The organism is Streptomyces sp. NPDC055013 (genome assembly GCF_053608645.1).
This window is the reverse complement of record NZ_JBSGVW010000032.1, coordinates 41026-57866: the sequence shown is the minus strand read 5'-3', so window position 1 is coordinate 57866 and position 16841 is coordinate 41026. Positions and strand designations below refer to the sequence as shown.

The 16841-nt window shown below is 69.4% G+C and carries 16 protein-coding genes; 7 read left to right on the top strand and 9 right to left on the bottom strand.

What is annotated here, in order from left to right; genetic code table 11:
- Positions 1-393: 393 nt before the first annotated feature.
- Entirely contained in the window at positions 394-684 is a 291-nt protein-coding gene (locus tag ACWGDB_RS31605) for an Atu4866 domain-containing protein (protein WP_453825563.1), read from the top strand.
- Between the two features lie 398 nt (positions 685-1082).
- Positions 1083-2321: a SpoIIE family protein phosphatase gene (locus ACWGDB_RS31600; RefSeq protein WP_453825562.1), complete on the top strand. Its 1239-nt coding sequence runs from the start codon at positions 1083-1085 to the stop codon at positions 2319-2321.
- Between the two features lie 280 nt (positions 2322-2601).
- On the opposite strand, the gene ACWGDB_RS31595 is transcribed toward ACWGDB_RS31600, so the two are convergent.
- The 8 genes from ACWGDB_RS31595 to ACWGDB_RS31560 all read right to left on the bottom strand — a co-directional run bounded on the left by ACWGDB_RS31595 (position 2602) and on the right by ACWGDB_RS31560 (position 8139).
- Entirely contained in the window at positions 2602-3012 is a 411-nt protein-coding gene (locus ACWGDB_RS31595; RefSeq protein WP_453825561.1) for a DUF6069 family protein, read from the bottom strand.
- Complete coding sequence (locus ACWGDB_RS31590; protein WP_453825560.1) at positions 3009-3620, bottom strand: TetR/AcrR family transcriptional regulator; 612 nt, start codon at positions 3618-3620, stop codon at positions 3009-3011. The genes ACWGDB_RS31595 and ACWGDB_RS31590 overlap by 4 nt, the downstream gene beginning before the upstream one ends.
- Before the next feature lie 346 nt (positions 3621-3966).
- A complete protein-coding gene (locus ACWGDB_RS31585) occupies positions 3967-4689 on the bottom strand; it encodes a dienelactone hydrolase family protein (protein WP_453825559.1) in 723 nt (240 codons plus the stop codon).
- Between the two features lie 611 nt (positions 4690-5300).
- On the bottom strand, positions 5301-5867 hold the full coding sequence (locus ACWGDB_RS31580; protein WP_453825558.1) for a hypothetical protein: 567 nt from the start codon (positions 5865-5867) through the stop codon (positions 5301-5303).
- A 14-nt stretch (positions 5868-5881) separates the two neighbouring features.
- Positions 5882-6259: a PadR family transcriptional regulator gene (locus ACWGDB_RS31575; protein WP_383612202.1), complete on the bottom strand. Its 378-nt coding sequence runs from the start codon at positions 6257-6259 to the stop codon at positions 5882-5884.
- Between the two features lie 309 nt (positions 6260-6568).
- Positions 6569-7393 (bottom strand): hypothetical protein, encoded by an 825-nt coding sequence (locus ACWGDB_RS31570; RefSeq protein WP_453825557.1) that lies wholly within the window; start codon positions 7391-7393, stop codon positions 6569-6571.
- Entirely contained in the window at positions 7390-7764 is a 375-nt protein-coding gene (locus ACWGDB_RS31565; protein ID WP_453825556.1) for a TraR/DksA family transcriptional regulator, read from the bottom strand. The genes ACWGDB_RS31570 and ACWGDB_RS31565 overlap by 4 nt, the downstream gene beginning before the upstream one ends.
- 48 nt (positions 7765-7812) lie before the next feature.
- Entirely contained in the window at positions 7813-8139 is a 327-nt protein-coding gene (locus ACWGDB_RS31560) for a TraR/DksA C4-type zinc finger protein (protein ID WP_453825555.1), read from the bottom strand.
- 336 nt (positions 8140-8475) lie between these two features.
- On the opposite strand from ACWGDB_RS31560, the gene ACWGDB_RS31555 reads away from it, so the two are divergent.
- The 4 genes from ACWGDB_RS31555 (at position 8476) to ACWGDB_RS31540 (ending at position 15347) form a co-directional block, all read left to right on the top strand.
- Positions 8476-9429, top strand: a complete 954-nt coding sequence (locus tag ACWGDB_RS31555) for a HAMP domain-containing sensor histidine kinase (RefSeq protein ID WP_453825554.1) — start codon at positions 8476-8478, stop codon at positions 9427-9429.
- On the top strand, positions 9426-10091 hold the full coding sequence (locus ACWGDB_RS31550; protein WP_453825553.1) for a response regulator: 666 nt from the start codon (positions 9426-9428) through the stop codon (positions 10089-10091). The genes ACWGDB_RS31555 and ACWGDB_RS31550 overlap by 4 nt, the downstream gene beginning before the upstream one ends.
- A gap of 592 nt (positions 10092-10683) precedes the next feature.
- Positions 10684-12933 carry a protein translocase subunit SecD gene (gene secD / locus ACWGDB_RS31545; protein WP_453825552.1) on the top strand — a complete coding sequence of 750 codons (2250 nt, stop codon included), beginning with the start codon at positions 10684-10686 and terminating at the stop codon, positions 12931-12933.
- A 953-nt stretch (positions 12934-13886) separates the two neighbouring features.
- Positions 13887-15347: a glycoside hydrolase family 43 protein gene (locus tag ACWGDB_RS31540; protein ID WP_453825551.1), complete on the top strand. Its 1461-nt coding sequence runs from the start codon at positions 13887-13889 to the stop codon at positions 15345-15347.
- Positions 15348-15405: 58 nt separating this feature from the next.
- Here ACWGDB_RS31540 and ACWGDB_RS31535 read toward each other — a convergent pair whose 3' ends face one another.
- Complete coding sequence (locus ACWGDB_RS31535) at positions 15406-16077, bottom strand: dienelactone hydrolase family protein (RefSeq protein ID WP_453825550.1); 672 nt, start codon at positions 16075-16077, stop codon at positions 15406-15408.
- A gap of 121 nt (positions 16078-16198) precedes the next feature.
- Between ACWGDB_RS31535 and ACWGDB_RS31530 the strand changes: the two genes are divergently transcribed.
- A complete protein-coding gene (locus ACWGDB_RS31530) occupies positions 16199-16828 on the top strand; it encodes a hypothetical protein (protein WP_453825549.1) in 630 nt (209 codons plus the stop codon).
- Positions 16829-16841 lie beyond the last annotated feature (13 nt).

The window sequence follows — 16841 nt, the reverse complement described above, 5'->3', positions numbered from 1 at the left end:
TCTCCTCGAGAGCCTCGGGGTTCCAGCGCACGGTGCTGGTGACGGTGGTGCTCATCGCATGCTCCTCAGCGGGGTCGCCTCACCGGTTTCCCCGCCGCGCGATATGGGCGCCGGTGCGGGTCCGAGGCGAGAGTCCGGCAGCCGCAGTGGCTGCCTGCCCACCAGGTTCGTCGCGCGGTGGCGCCGGAACCAGGCCGCCCTGTCCCTAGGTGTCGGACACCCACGATCCGTCCCGCCACCTACGGGAAAGGGGCATGGAACCCGGGTCGCGCCGGCGCCGTACGGCACCGTGGGCCCCGTCGTTCGGGATGCTGGGTGCGCGACTCCCAGGAAGCCCGCACCTGGGGAGGCCGCGGCCTGGTTGCCACCGGCCGCGGTGCCGATCGTAGAGCCGTGACCAGCAACGACACGCCCCCTGACCCGCACCCCTACGTCGGCATGTGGGTGACCGCGGACGGCTGCATCCGTCAGGAACTCCTGCCCGACGGCCGCTACGACGAAGCCCGCGGCAACCGGCGCAGCGCCTATACCGGCAGCTACACCGTCATCGGCAACCACATCGACTACGTCGACGACACCGGCTTCACCGCCACCGGCGACGTCCGTGACGGCGTTCTCTTCCACGAGCACCTGGTGCTCTACCGCGAGGGCGACGAGCACACGAGGCGGGAACCTCGGCCGTAGCCAAGATCCACGTGCAGGGAAGCCGTACTGGCCTCGGCCTCGTCGCGCGACCAGCCGAGGTCACCGTCGGCGACCGGCTGGTTCCCTAGCGTTCGTGACTGCGGGGGCTATCCCGTGCGGGCGAGCCTTCCGGATGGCTGCCCGACTCAACGCTGGGGGGCTTGCGCGTCCGACTGCGGCGACTCTGTGTGCATCACGGCCGACCCTTCGGTGCGACTGTTCCGATTCCATGCGTGAGCGGGCCCGGACGGCCCCAAACAGCGCTCTGGCAGGTGAGCCGGGCATTGGGCGTGGTCGCGGCCCGTTCGCTGACGTCTTGAGCCGGTGGGCCCGGCCGCCGATTCGCTCGTAGATTGGAGGTACAGGCGGTCGCGCTCGCAGCCCTGGGAGAGCGCCGGATGACATCGGAGATTGAATTCACGGCGTTTTTCGACGCCACACCAAGCCCGTACCTGGTACTGGGCACGGACCTGGTGATCCGCTACGTCAATCAGGCATACCTGCAGGCCACCGGGCGATCCCGGAACGAGCTGGTCGGGAAGTACTTCTTCGACGCCCTGCCGGAAAACCCCCATGCCCCCGAGGAGGCGCAGCGGAACCTGAAGGCCTCACTGCTCCGGGTCCTGGAGACCGGGGAACCGGAGACCTTGGTGCTCCAGCGGTACGACATCCCCGCTCTCCAGCATCCGGGCGAATTCGAAGAGCGCTGGTGGTCGGAGATTCACACACCGATTGCCGGGCCTGACGGCAGGGTGAAGTGGATCGTTCAACGGGCCGAGGACGTGACCGTCTTCGTCCGGTCACGCCGGGCACGCGCGCTCACTGAGGGCTTCACCGAACGGGAGAAGGGCATGGCGGCCGAGCTGTTCGCTCGGGCCCGCGAGCTGCACCACCTGAATGAGGAACTGCGTCAGGCCCACGCCCGCGAACGGCAGGTTGCCGTCACCTTGCAGGAAGCCATGCTCTCCGCCCCCGACTTGAACCACCACACCGAAAACATCGCGGTCCGCTACCTGCCGGCGAGCACCTCACTGAACGTGTGCGGCGACTGGTACGACGTCGTCGACCTGCCCCCCGACCGGTACTCCGCCGCGGTCGGAGACGTCGTCGGCCACGGCCTGCACGCCGCCGCCGTCATGGGGATGCTCCGCAGCGCCCTGAGCGCGGTCATCCGCACCACTCCCAGCCCCGCCCAGGCCCTGGAAGTCCTCGGTCTGTACGCCCGCTCCTTGGACGGCGCGACGGCGGCAACCGCGGTCAAGGTACTGATCGACACCCGCAGCAAGCTGATCATCTACAGCAACGCCGGGCACCCGCCCCCCGTCCTGCTCCACTCCGACGACACCTGCGAACTCCTGGACCAAGCCACCGATCCACCGCTCGGCGCCCGTGAGCACCACGTCCCGCGCCCCCAGGCCGGCCTCGCCTACAACGTGGGGGACACCCTCGTGCTGTACACGGACGGCCTCATCGAGCGCCGTGACGAGGACATCGACGCCAGCTTGACCCGCCTGACGAAGGCCCTGGCCAAGGTCAGCTCCCTCACCCCTGACCAGCTCGCCGACGAACTGCTGACCCGCCTCGGCGTTGCAAAGGGTGCTCCCGACGACATCGCCCTCATCGTCATCCGCCTATGACTCCGTGCTTGAGCCGACGGTGTTGCAGCGCGGGCGCGGGCCGGGGCAAAGAAACCGAAGGCGATTCGATTCTCACTGCGGAGCGGGCGCGTTCACGACGTTCGGCAACCAGGGCACCCCGTTGGCGGGCGTTGGCGTTGCGTCCGGAGGAACGTGTGGAAGGCCGGGTCTGCATGAAGTGGCTGAGCAGTTGGACAGTAGGAATGATGTCTGCGCCGTGAACTGCCCGCCGAACCGAAGGCGTTGCTCGTCTTGGCCCCTCCGGCTCTGGCGCTGGCGGTCACCCCCTGGCGGCATAGGCTCCCGCCCCGGGGAACCTGCCGCTCAGCCCCGGGATCAGCACCGCCGCCACCGCCAGGTGCATCAGAGCGAGGGAGGCCCGGGTGCCGCCGTCCATACCGTCGCCGATGAAGGGCAAGAAGGACACGGCCAGTACGGCGCCGGCCACCCCGGTCCAGATGGTGCGGGCGCGACGCGCCCCGAACCGCTCCAGGGCGGCCAGCAGTCCCCAGCCGGAGAGTGACGCGAGCAGTGCGACGACCGTCACGGGCACGGCGCCGATGTCGAGCGTCTGCTCGCCGTCGGAGATCCGCAGCCGGTGCCCCAGCAGGGGATCCGCGACCAGCCACACCAGGACGGGGGCCAGGACGGCCAGGGCCGTAGCCCCCAGGCGCCTTCTCCGCGCGCTCACTTGGCGCCACCCCAGAGCGCCCCATGCAGGAAGACCTCCACCAGCTCCTGCGGGGTGAGATCCGGCTCGTCCTCCGTGCGCGGCTGGGTGAAGAGCAGCCCGAAGAACAGGGCCGCGATCTGCTCCGGCGGCCGGCGCAGGGCGGCCTTCTCGGGCTCCAGCAGCTCCGCGAGGGCCGCGCGGATACGGGTCGTCGACTCCGTACGGCCCGCGCCGCGCACCGTGCCGGGGTGCTTGCCGCCGCGATGCCCCAGCGAGCCGGCGATCGCGCCCATCCTGTCCATGTGCGCCTGTAGCGCCTCGGCCGCCTCCGCGAGCCGGTCGGGCAGCGGCTGGGACAGGTCGATCGCGTCGAGCTCGCGGACCGCGTGCTCGGGGGAGAGCGCCTCGGCCATACAGGCCTGCAGCAGCTCCTCCTTGTCGGCGAAGACCCGGAAGATCGTGCCCTCGCCGATGCCCGCGGCGCGGGCGATCTTCGCGGTCGTCACCGCCGCGCCGTACTCGGCGATCAGCGGGATCGCGGTCTGGATGATCATTTCGCGGCGCTGCTCCGGCGACATGGCGGGGGCGCGACGGCGGGTGGGTTGGTTCTCCTTGGGTTCCGTCATGACCGCGAGCTTACGGAGTGAGTGCTCACTCCGTCAATGAGTGAGCACTCACTCCGATCGCTTTGGGGGTGCGTCAGTTGAGCGACAACGGTGGTTTGCCTGCCGGCGATGGCGGTGAGCTTTGCACAGTCACCCCAAGGGGCCTACGGACCAACTCGGCACGGCCCGGGCGCTGATGGCCGAGCGCCGCCCCGACGGGCGGGTACCGCCGATGGCCGGTACCGCCGCGATCGGGGCGGTTGTGCGAGTGCCGGTCACCGCGATCGAGGAGGTCCGTAACCTGTCCTCGATGAGCGGCATCCTGGCCGGCACCGCCTGGAGTCTGCTGCCGGCCAGACGGCCCGCCTCACTTCAGGTGCCGGGCGAAGAACCGGTTCCCGTCGTCCACCTCGAACCACGGGGTACCGGTGTGCCCGCCCAGATTGGCGTGCAGCGTCTTCTCCTTGGTGCCGAAGGCGTCGAACAGGTCCAGGGCCCGCTCCCGGGGGTTCCCTTCGTCGTCCCACTGCAGCAGGAGCAGCAGCGGAACGGTGACTTGCCGGGCCTCGTCGCGCTGAGCGCGGGGGACGTAACCCCCGGCGAAGAAGCCGGCGGCCGCGATGCGTGGCTCGACCACCGCCAGCCGAATGCCGACGGCGGTCCACCCCGAGTACCCGACCGGACCGCCGATCTCGGGCAGCGAGAGGAGGGCGTCCAGGGTGGTCTGCCAATCCGGTACCGCCTTTTCGACCAGCGGGCCTACTACGGACTCGAAGATCTCATCGACCGGCTCGCCGGTTTGCATCGCCCGGCGGAGGTCGGCGCGGGCCTGCTCGTCGGCTGCGGAACGGGGCCGGTCACCGCACCCGGCGGCGTCGATGGTGGCCACCGCGTAGCCGTACGCCGCGGAGTGCCGGGCCCGGGCCACCAGCCGCGATTGCCGCCTGGGCAGGCCGTTGTTGTGGGCCATCAGGATCAGCGGGACCGGTGTGGCGGATACGGGGGTCCACAGGGTGCCGGGGATCTCGCCGAGGGTGAATTCGCGCTCGAGGACGCCGTCATCGAGGCGCTGTTCGGAAGTGAATTGCATGGTCGTGCCCTTCGGGAGTGCGCTTGAACGGCGCTCCCGGACGACCTGCCTATCGTCCGACCGTGACCCCGAAGGGGAGCACCCATGTCAGTACTGTGTTCACGGGTACCACCTCCTCGTTCTCTCGCACGGCCTCCGGAAAGTAGCAGCGGTCGCCGTGGTCCGCCAACGGGTTTCGGCGGAGGCTCGTGGCCGAAGGCCACGGAGCCACGCTCGACACCCGCCGCCTCTCCCAACACGTCGTGGCGGCCGGGACACTCTGCTGGCCTGGCTGGTCATCGGCTTGAACGGTGGCGGCCTTTCTTATGCCACCGACCCCAGTGAGGTGGTCGACCGGACGCGGACAGCATCGCTGGACGAACCCGAGGCGGACAGGGTGGCCGTTGGTGCTCATCGCCGGTGCCGACAACAGCAAGTTGGAGGCCTTGGACCGCGAGCACCACCTCGTCCTGGAGCTGATCCTCCGTAGGACTTGGTGGGTAGCCACGGCCCGGGACTTGACCGCCGTGAACTGGGTGAAGCCTGCCCGCTGCCCACCGAAGGCGACGAGCGATGGCGGACGGCAGCGGCCGTTGAATCGCGCCACCGTCGCATCATCGGACGGGTGGCTCCTAGTCGACGCCGGGCGCGGTGCTCTTCTTGCTCCGCGCATCGGCGACGGCGTACGGCAGTCCGGGAAGGAGCAGCGCCGGGGCCACCCACAGCGGCAATGTGAACAGCGCCCTGTCGCCGACCAGCCACTGGGAGAGCAGCACTGCACCCAAGCCGGCGACAAGGGCGACCGCCAGGCTCTTACCGAGCCCCAGGCGGCCGCGCCGTAGCTCCCAGGCGACCGTGACCGCTGCGACGACGACCCAGAAGGCGACCTCGTCGACGCTGACGACCCGTTCGGTGGTCCACCGGACCAGACACGTGGCCAGCAGCAGCCAGCCGATCACGAAGCAGACCATCGCGGCCGTACGCAGCAGCCGGCGGGGCAGCGGAGCGCGGGCCCGCGCCCAGGACGCGGCGAACTCCTTGACGTCGTCGCCCACGACATCCTGCGGCGTGCGGCCTGCGGCCACCGCGTCCTCCAGATGAGCGGAGAGCTCGTCGAGCATCTCCCGCACGGATCCGTCGTCGATGCCCCGGTACTCCCAGTTGCTGCGGCAGACCGCGAGTACCTGTTGGTTCGTCATGGTGCGCTGATCCGTCATGGTGCGCTTCCCCCCGTGGGTTCGTTGTCGGTCAGAATCCGCCCCACACGCCCGCTGAAGGCGTGCCACACGGCCCGGCCGCTGGTCAGTTCGGTACGTCCCGCTTCGGTCAGGCGGTAGTACTTACGTGGGGCGCCACCGCTGGCCGACGGGGCGCTGTACGAGGAGATGAGCCCCTCCCGCTCCATCCGGGCGAGCAACGGATAGATACTGCCCTCGCTCACGAGATCGAGCCCGCTGTCGGCGAGTGCCGTCACGAACTCAAAGCCGTAGCGCGGCCGTTCGGCGATCAGTGACAGCAGGCAGAGATCGAGCACTCCGCGCAGCATCTGACTACGACGCTGGTCACCGTTGGCGGGCCGCCCCTTTGTCATGCGGTACAAGATAGTCAGCCATTGCCATGCGTCGCAAGATACTTGCAGTGCATGGCAATGACTCGACGGCGCAGGTGCGGACGCCGACGGCGGCCTCCTGGTACACCACCACGGGCCGCCCGGCCGGGTTGCTTGGCAGGCCTGCTCGGCCACGTCTGCGGCCGCACGGCCGGCGCCGACCCGGAGCGCGCACGGTGGGTCGTGTCGGATTACCTCCGGGCCAGCGTGCGAGTGAGTCCGGCAGCGACGGTCGTGGCCGAGGATCCATCGGCGCCAGTTACCGGTGAGGGCGACAGCCGTAGGCCGAACTCAGTACGAGTGCCCGGGGAGTTCGGTGGTTCCGGTGGTCGACGGGTGGGTGTGCGCGGCTTCGAGGAGTCTTGCTGCGCCGCGGACGGCGGCGGTGTGCGGGGCGGCGACGGGCTTGACGGTGGCGTGCAGCCGCTCGGTGAGGGGGTAGGTGATGTCGGGGCGCAGCGCGCCTCCGCCGGCCAGGAGTACACCCCGCTGCAGGGCGTCGAGCGTCTGCGCGGTGTGGTCTTCCTCCAGCATCGTGGTCACCATCGCGGTGACCGCGTCGGCAATCTGCGTGGGCGGGGTGAGACTGTCCAGGTCGCGGGTGCCCAGGACGGCGTGGCGGGCATCGGTGACGGTGCCGTCGGCCAGCAGGACGACCTCGGTGATGTCGGCGCCGATGTCCACCACGAGCAGCGGCCGGGTCAGATCGGCACCGGCGGCCGTGGCCACGGCGCGTGCGGAGGGGACGGTCAGCACGGTGTGCGGCCGTAGGGGCTCCAGTGCGGTGCGGGCCTCCTTCCGGAAGGTGACTCCACCCAGGACGGGCGTGGTCAGGACGATCAGGCGACTGCCGAAGCGGGGCAGGACGTGGCCGAGCAGGCGGTCGAGCATCCGGGCGGTGGCGGCGGTGTCGACGATGGTGCCGCGCAGGATGGGGTGGATCGTCCCGTCGCCGGGCAACGTCACCGTGGGCACGTCGAGGACTGTTCGGCGGCCGGACACCCAGGCGCGGGTTCGCGCGCTCCCGAGGTCGAGGGCGATGCCGGAACGCTGTCGGTACAGGGGCCAGGCGCGGTTCGGGGCGGTCGCGGCACGGGGTCGGGCTGATGTCGTCATCGTCCGGCCTCTCTGACCTGCTGGCAGCGGGCGCAGTAGCGGGCTTGCGGCACGATCATCAGACGCTCGCGGGCGATGGGCCCGCGGCACAGGTGGCAGGTGCCGTAGCGACCCTGATCCATCCGCGTCAGGGCCGCCTCCACGTCGGCGAGCACCATGCGGGCGGAGGCGGCGAGCTTGACGTGCACTTCGAGGTGAGAAGCGGCCCGCCGGTCGAGCAGTGCCTCGGTGCGGCTCGTGGCGGGGACTGTCAGCTGCTGGAGCTGTTCCTGGCGGAACAGACGCTGCTCGTGCAGGTTCTCGCGCAACGCGGCGAGGTCCTCGACCGACAAGGTCGTGTCGCGGCCGCTGATGATCTGCTGGTTCACCACTTCACCCCTCGGGCAGGGCGGGAGACGGAGACTGGGTGGGCGGTTGGGTCAGGCGGCATTGCGCTGGCAGGAGACGCAGAACCGCGTGTAGGGCAGGATCTCCAGGCGTTCGACGGGCACGGGTGCGGAGCAGCCCAGGCAGATTCCGTAGCTGCCGTCGTCGACACGGGCAAAGGCAGCCTCGATCTCCTTGAGGACTCGTTCGATCGTGTCCTTCTGTACGGCCATCAGCTGCTCCGCCGCGTCAGGCCCGGCCTCGTCCATGGCCCGCAGCTGCGTCAGCCGGGAGCCTCGTTCGTGCTCCAGGCGTTGGCGGGCCTCGTGCGCCGTCAGACGCTCAGGACGGGTTGCGGTGCGGGGCGTATCGAGCGACATGGTGGGTCCCTAACTCGAAAAGGCGGATGGCGTACGGAAGCGGTGTGAGGAGCCGAGGCGTCGGGGGATCACGGTTGCCGGTCATGCCCCCACCGTGGCCGATACGCCGCGTGAAACCCATCGGGCGCGATACCCATCTGCGGCCGGTACCGGGGCCCACCGCGCCGTATGCACGCCGGGGTGCGGAAATGGGCATTGGAGCCCATCGACGGATCCGGCTGGGCGGGGCAGGCTGGCAGCAGGCCGGTCGGAGCAGTGGCCGCAGCTCAAGCTCGGGGAACGCGGTGACCGACAAGACGGACAGAGCCGTGTCACGAAAAGGAAGGCGTCATCCCGGTGTCCCTGTTCTGGCGGATCTTCGCTCTCAACGCCGTGGTGCTGGGAGGCGCGACCGCGCTGCTGCTGTGGGCTCCGGTCACGGTTTCCGTACCGGTGCTGCTGACCGAGGCGATCATCCTCGTAGCGGGCCTGGCTGTCATGCTGATCGCCAACGCGGCCCTGCTGCGCATCGGGCTCGCCCCCCTGGACCGGGTCACCCGGTTGATGACCACCGTCGACCTTCTGCGCCCCGGGCAGCGGCTGCCGGAGCACGGCCGCGGTGAGACCGCCGAGCTGATCCGCACCTTCAACGCCATGCTGGACAGGCTTGAGCATGAGCGGGCCGCGAGCAGCGCCCGCGCACTGCTCGCGCAGGAGGCCGAGCGGCGCCGCATCGCCCAGGAACTCCACGACGAGGTCGGCCAGAGCATGACCGCGGTCCTGCTGACGCTGAAACGGGCAGCGGACGCCGCCGATGAGCCCTTGCGCGGTGAGCTCCAGCAGGCTCAGGAGATCACCCGGGAGAGCCTGGACGAGGTCCGCCGCCTGGTGCGCCGGCTGCGGCCGGGCGTACTGGACGATCTCGGCCTGGTCAGCGCCCTCACCTCGCTGACCACCGAGTTCGCCACCCACACCGGGCTGCGCGTGGTGCGCCACTTTGACGTCGGCCTGCCCGAACTGGATCAGGAAACCGAACTGGTGCTGTACCGCGTCGCTCAGGAGGCCCTGACGAACGTGGCCCGCCACGCCGAGGCCGACCGGGTGGAGGTGAGCCTGAGCCACACCGACGGCACGGTCGTGCTGGCCGTTGCGGACGACGGCCGAGGGACAGGAGTCGCACGGGAAGGCGCGGGGCTCCGCGGGATGCGCGAGCGGGCTCTGCTCATCGGGGCCACGCTGGATGTCACCTCCCAGCCGGCGGCCGGCACCCAGGTCCGGCTGACCGTGCCCGTTCCCAGGAAGCAGCCATGACCCCAACCGACATGCCCGTGATCCGGATTCTCCTCGCCGACGACCACGCGCTGGTGCGGCGCGGAGTGCGGCTCATCCTGGACCAGGAGCCGGACCTTCAGGTCGTCGCCGAGGCCGGCGACGGCGCCGAGGCGATCGCATTGGCCCGCACCCACGAGGTCGACCTGGCCGTGCTGGACATCGCCATGCCCCGAATGACCGGCCTGCAGGCCGCCCGCGAACTGATCGCTCTGAAGCCCGACCTGCGCGTGCTGATGCTGACCATGCACGACAACGAGCAGTACTTCTTCCAGGCGCTCAAGGCCGGCGCCAGCGGATACGTGCTGAAGTCTGTGGCCGACCGCGACCTGGTCGCCGCCTGCCGGGCGGCCACGCGTGACGAGCCCTTCCTCTACCCGGGTGCGGTCACCGCCCTCGTCCGCAACTACCTCGACCGCGTCCGCCACGGCGAGGAACCTCCCGACCAGGTGCTGACGCCCCGGGAAGAGGAAGTGCTCAAGCTCGTTGCCGAGGGCCACTCCTCGAAGGAGATCGCCGAGATGCTTTTCATCAGCATCAAGACCGTCCACCGGCACCGGGCGAACCTGCTGCACAAGCTCGGCCTGCGGGACCGACTGGAACTCACCCGTTATGCCATCCGCGCAGGCCTCATCGAACCCTGACCTGGTTCGCCCTTCCGAACTGCCTCAAGGTTCCGGCTGTCACTCCCCAGCCGGGACCTTGAGGTATCCGACAGCCCCGCTGTCACCGAGGGATCATCAAACCAAGAAGGGGGACGGCGCATGGCACGGTCCTTGCAAGCCGTCCCCCGCGCGGGAGGCCTCGGCCCAGCCGCGGTGATCGCTGTCCTGCTGGCCCTCCTCGCTGCGGTGGTCAGCCCGCCGGCGCAGGGCACCCCTGACTTCACCGGCAGCACGGCTCTGACTCACGGAGCTGCACACGCAGCGGGCGAACCGTACGCAGACGATGGGCACTTCGCTGTCGGCAACGCGCTGGTCCGAGGCCATCGCGACATCCCCGACGAGCGTCTTGCACCGCCGGTCACCGCCACCCTCGCCTCGTACTGCAGGGCCTACAGCCCGCCGGGGTCCGCACACACGTCCCTGCCGGCGGCGAACCGGCCGGCATCTCCGCGCCTGACGGGCCGTCACCAGGGGCGGGCACCACCTCCGGCCTCAGGCACCTGAACCTCTCCCAACTTCCTCGTCACCGCTGCCACAGTCCTGGCCGCGGTGTGCCTGCCGGAGGCCCACTTTGACCCGCGCCCTACGCATCCGAGGGCTGCTCGCCCTCGCTGCTCTCGCCTTGTCGCTGTACGTCGCCCTCACCGTCCCTGTCCACCTCGGACTCGATCTGCGCGGCGGCACACAGATCGTGCTGGAGACCCGCCCCACCGACACCGCTGACGCCGACAGCGAAGCCACCGACCGAACCCTGGAGGTGCTGCGCGGCCGCATCGACGCGCTCGGCGTCGCCGAACCCACCCTCGCCCGCTCCGGCGACAACCGGATCGTCGTCGAACTGCCCGGCGTCGAGGACCCGGCCGAGGCCGCGGACCTGCTCGGCCGCACCGCCCAGCTCACCTTCCACCGTGTCGTCGGCACAGCCACCAGTGCCGACGACACCGCCGAAGCACTGCCCAAACGGCCCCGCCAGCAAGTTCTGGCCGACGAGTCCGGCCGATTCCTGCGTCTTGAAGCAGCCTCGCCGACCGGCAAGGACGTCAAGGAAGCAGCCGCCCGGTTCGACCAGCAAAGCGGTGCCGGATGGCACGTCGCCGTCGACTTCGAGGGTTCCGGCAGCGACGGCTGGGCCCGCCTGACCGGCCAGGCAGCCTGCCACCCTGCAGGGGATCCATCCCGCCGGGTCGCCATCGTCCTGGACAACAAGATCATCTCCTCGCCGCAGGTCGACCCCTCGGTCGGATGCGGCTCCGGCATCAGCGGCGGCACCACCCAGATCACCGGATCCTTCACCGCCGACGAGGCCGAGGAACTGGCCCTGCTCATCAACGGCGGCGCTCTGCCCGTACCCGTCGAAACGGTCGAACAGCGCACCGTCGGCCCCACCCTGGGCGCGCAGGCCATCACCGCCAGCGCCTGGGCCGCCGCCGCGGGCACCACGCTGACCGCGCTGTTCATCATCGTGGTCTACCGGCTCATGGGCGCTCTGGCCGCCATGGCGCTGGCCTGCTACGGCCTGATCTCCTACGCCGCGCTGGCCGCCCTGGGGGCCACCCTCACCCTGCCGGGTCTCGCCGGGTTCGTTCTGGCCATCGGCATGGCCGTCGACGCCAACGTCCTCGTCTTCGAACGCGCCCGCGAAGAGTACGCCTCCCGCAACCGACCCAGCCCGCGCTCATCCCTGACCGCGGGATTCCGCGGCGCCTTCAGCGCGATCGCCGACTCCAACGTCACCACCCTCATCGCCGCCGGCCTGCTGTTCTTCCTCGCTTCCGGGCCCGTGCGCGGCTTCGGTGTCACCCTGGGCATCGGCGTCCTCGCCTCCATGTTCAGCGCCCTGGTCATCACCCGCGCCCTTGCCGAGTACGCCGCCTCCCGGCGTTGGCTGCGCCGCCGCCCACGCCTCACCGGCATCGCCCACACCGGTGCGGTCCGCGACCACCTCACCCGCACCAACCCCCACCTGATGCGCAGCCCCCGGCGCTGGCTGGCCGCCTCCGCCGCCGTCCTGGTCCTGGCCGCCTCCGGAATCGCCGCACGCGGCCTCGACTTCGGCATTGAATTCACCGGAGGCCGCCTCATCGAGTACACCACCGCGAGCCCCGTCGACCCGGACCGCGCCCGCACCGTCCTGGCCGACGCCGGGTTCCCCCGCGCCGTTGTCCAGACATCCGGCGACACCGAGCTCACCGTCCGCACCGACCAGTTGACGAACGCGCAAGCGGCCACCGTCACCCAGACCATCGGCGCCCTGGCCGGCGACGTAGACAAGCTCCGCGACGAAGCCATCGGCCCCAGCCTCGGCAAGGAACTACGCCAGGGTGCTCTGATCGCTCTCGCAGTCGCCCTGGGCGCTCAACTGCTGTACCTCGCGGCACGTTTCCGCTGGCTGTTCGGCACCTCTGCGGTGGCTGCCCTCGCCCATGACGTGGTGATCCTCACCGGCATCTTCGCCTGGCTGGGAAAACCCGTCGACGGCGTCTTCCTCGCCGCGCTGCTCACCGTCATCGGTTACTCGGTCAACGACTCCGTCGTCGTATTCGACCGCATCAGGGACCTGAGCCGACGCGACCACAAGGCACCCTTCGCAGCCATCGCCAACCGCGCTCTCCTGCAGACCCTGCCCCGCACCATCAACACGGGCATGGGCGCCGCCTTCATCCTCACAGCCCTGGCCGTCCTAGGCGGCGACTCCCTCACCGACTTCGCCCTCGCCCTGCTCATCGGCCTCGCCGTAGGCACCTACTCCTCCATGTTCACCGCCACACCCCTCGCCATCGAACTCCACAAACGCACAGGTCACCGAAGTCGTAACCCATGACCTGCGCAGGGTGGGGTCCGTACGGCCCTCCGAAATGGGTACTGCGCCCGATGGTGAAGCCGCGCTGCTGCGTGTGACGGTGGTGTAGACCCCAACCTGCCGGTTCCCGCAAGGAGGGAGTCATGCCCCACCCCGGTACAGAACCTCTGCACGACGAAACCCGTACGCGACCAAGCGGCTCTCACGCCGCCCGCAGTCCCAGAGCGGGGCGTCAGCCGCGCGAAGACCGGCGACGACGTGGCCGGGCCTGGGCCCTGCTGACGCTCTCCGTGGCGATGCTGATCACGGGCGTGACGCTGCCGCAGGGTCTGCTCCTCGCGGCGGGTCTGGTCACGGCCGGCATGGCGACATATCTACTCGTGCCGCCTCATGGCCCGGATCGCCCCGGCCTCTTCTTACCCACGTCGGCCGGTCACGACAGCGATCACACTTGATGACAGCCCTGCACCACAAGACAGCACGTCGGGTTGCATTTGGCGGCAACTGCCACCGGTGTTGGACCCGGCCTGGTCCTCGGTGTACCGGCGTTTCGCCCAGTGGTGCCGAGCCCGGTCCCGGCACCACCGTGTCGCCCTGGACGAGCCGCCGCACATGGTGAGTTGGACTGCAAACGTCCGCCGGCTCTCTGCTGACCGGACCAAGGCCCGGGTACGGGCAAGAGTTGCACCGCATGTTGCTGGATCGGATCCGCGCGACCGGAGAGCAGGGCTGGTCCCGGTACGCGATCGACTCGGCCGGCGTCCGGGCGGTGAGGGCCCCGTCCACCGCCCGGACGCCGGCCGAGTCTTGCTTGTCATCGCAAGCCATCTGTGCGGTAGGTCGACTGACGGGCCGTTACCTCTGGCTACACCGCTCTTTACATCGATGTAATCGACGTGGTGCCATAGACAACCGCCACCTCATGTTTGCGCTGACCACAGCCAAGCCACTTCGAGAGATGTGGGGAGTCGCCGATGCGCGCTCGTTCCGTCACCACCTTGGTGACCGCCTTGTTCGCCCTGCTCGTCAGCCTGATCTGGGTACCGCAGGCCACTGCCACTGCCACTGACCGCACGGCGAACGCGACGCCGGCAGCCGCAGCAGCGGGAACCTTCCGTAATCCACTCAACACAGGACCCGACCCGTTCCTGACGTACGCGAACGGGGCCTACCACCTCACCACCACTCAGGGCGACAGCATCAAGATGTGGCGTTCCTCCTCGCTGAGCACCCTGCTCGCGGGCGACCCGATGACGGTGTGGAAAGACAGCGACGCCTCACGCAACCAGCACATCTGGGCAGCCGAGTTCTACCGCTTCAACAACCGCTGGTACATGTACTACACGGCCGATGACGGAGTGGACGACCACCACCGGCTGTACGTCCTTGAATCGCAGGCCGACGACCCGACGGGGCCTTACCACTCCAAGGCGAAGCTCACCCCGCCCAACCACACCGACGACTTCGCCATCGACCCAGGGATCCTCCAGCACAACGGCAAGCTCTACCTCGCCTACAGCGGCATCAACGCCTACCAGCACAACGGCCTGAACATCGCGCCCCTGTCGAACCCCTACACCGTCTCCGGCAACGCCATTGCCCTTGACGGGGCCGGCGGATGCCCCGAGGTCCGTGAGGGCCCCGAGTTCCTCTACCGCAACGGTCGCACCTGGATGACGTACTCGGCGTGCGACACCGGCAAGCCCGACTATCAGGTGTGGATGATGTCCCTGCCCAACGGCGCCGACCCTCTGGTACCCGGTAACTGGACCCAGCACAGCGGGCCCGTCTTCTCGCGCAACGACGCCAGGGGCGTGTTCGGTCCCGGTCACCACTCCTTCTTCCGCTCTCCCGACGGAACGGAGGACTGGATCATCTACCACGCGAAGACCACGTCGGACTTCACCTACACCAACCGCACGACCCGTGCCCAGAAGATCGGCTGGCGTGCCGACGGCAGCCCGGACCTCGGCTCCCCGCTCGCCCTGGGCGCCACACAGGACGTGCCTGCCGGCGACCCCGGGTCGGGCAATTACTGGATCAACGATGACGGCCGTTCCAGTGGCAGCGGCACAGTGACTTACCAGGGTGCCTGGAACTCGGGCACGGGCTGCGCGGCGCAATGCTTCTGGAGCGACGATCACTGGAGCGATCGGGCCGGCAACACCGCGACGTTCACATTCACCGGCACCAGGATCGCGCTGCTGTCCGTGAAGGACACAGGCAATGGAATCGCGGCCATCCGCATCGACGGGGGTGCCGAACAACGCGTCGACTTCTACGGAGCGATCCGCACCGGTGAGACAGTTCAGTACCTCGGTCCACGCCTGCCGTACGGCGCGCACACCTTGCAGATCCGCGTCACGGGGGAACATGGTTCCTCTTCCGCGGCAGCGTTCGTGAACGTGGACCGCGCCGAGGTCTACACCGACTGACAGTCCACGTACCGGGGAGACGAACGGGCCGTCTGCGCGCGGGCGGGACGTGACCGGGTCATCGGGTCGCGTTTCCGTCGGCCAGCAGGCCGGCCACGGTCGACGCGGCGGCACGGTGCCAGTGTCCGCTCCGACGGAGCATGGCGTGGCCCCCTCCGGCCATGATCTTCAGCTCGGCCCGTGAGCCGGCCGCACGCGCGCGGCTCACGAACGACGCCGACGCGTGTGGATCGGTGACTCGGTCGCGGTCACCGTGGAGCACGATCACGTCCTTGCCGCGCAGGTGGGCCACCGGCTCCCCTTCCGGACACCAGGGCGCCAGCGCGAGGACGGCCCGTACTTGCGGGTCGTCGGCAGCGCGCAACGCCGCACGGCCTCCCATGGAGTGGCCGACCAGGACGACCGGTACGTCTTCGGCCAGCGCGGCCAGTTCCCTGAGTGCCTGCCGGGTGTCGCGGACAGGATCGGCGTCGTGACCGTTCCAGCCGCACACCCTGTAGCGCACCTCTGCCAGCAGGACATCGTCATCCGCCACAGCCGCGGCGACAGCCCGCACGAAGGGTCGCATCCGGACCGGCGAGGGATACCACCTGCGCGACGTGGCCCGACTGTGCGCCTTGCCGCCGTGGAGGAACAACACGGCTGCGCGAACCGAGGGAGGACGGCGCCGTGCCAGCAGCGCGGCTGCGCTCTTGCGCGTAGCCGCGGACGTGCGTTCGTTGCCGCCCATCCATCCTCCTGAAGTGCCGCGTTCGCTGCAGCCTAGAGGGTTCACACAGGGGCCGATTCCAAAGCTACGCTTGATGCTCCGTGTGGCCAGGGGAGGCCACCGATTCACGGGGGGATGCGCGATGCGCGCCTACATTCGCCGTGCCTGTGTGCCGGCAGTGCTGTTGTCCGCCGTTCTGTTGGCGGGGTGTTCGTCGGAGAGCGACTCGGGGGATTCGGTTGCGAGCCGGGAGCCGAGGGGCGAGGCACCGGTCGATGATGCGGCCGTCGAGGCGTCGGAGTCTGCGTCCTCATCCGGTTCCGGCCCCGTTCTGGAGGTCGGGGAGTCGGGCGAGTTCGCCACCGGCGAGACGGACGAGTCCGGCGAGGAGTACAAGGTCACGTCGACCATGTCCGTCAAGGTCGTCAGTGCCGAGTACGTGACTGCTGAGCAGGTGGATCTGTCGAAGGAGCCGGAGAACGGTCAGTACGTCAAGCTGACGCTGACGATGAAGAACGTGGGCGACGCTCCGGCGAAGTTCATGACGTACGGCAGGATGGAGTGGGAGGACACCGACACGGCCGCTCAGGCCGCCTCCACGCTGGAGGGCATCGGCGACGGGCGGAGTCTCGACTCCTGGTACAAGCCCGGTCAGTCCGTCACGGGGCATCTCCTCCTCGACGTCGGCGACGAGGGTGGAACCGTCAGCTACAACGGGTCGGAGGATCCGAACGCCGAGGGTCCGTTGTTCTCCGTCAACCTCCCGGAGTAGTCGCGGCCCGGCG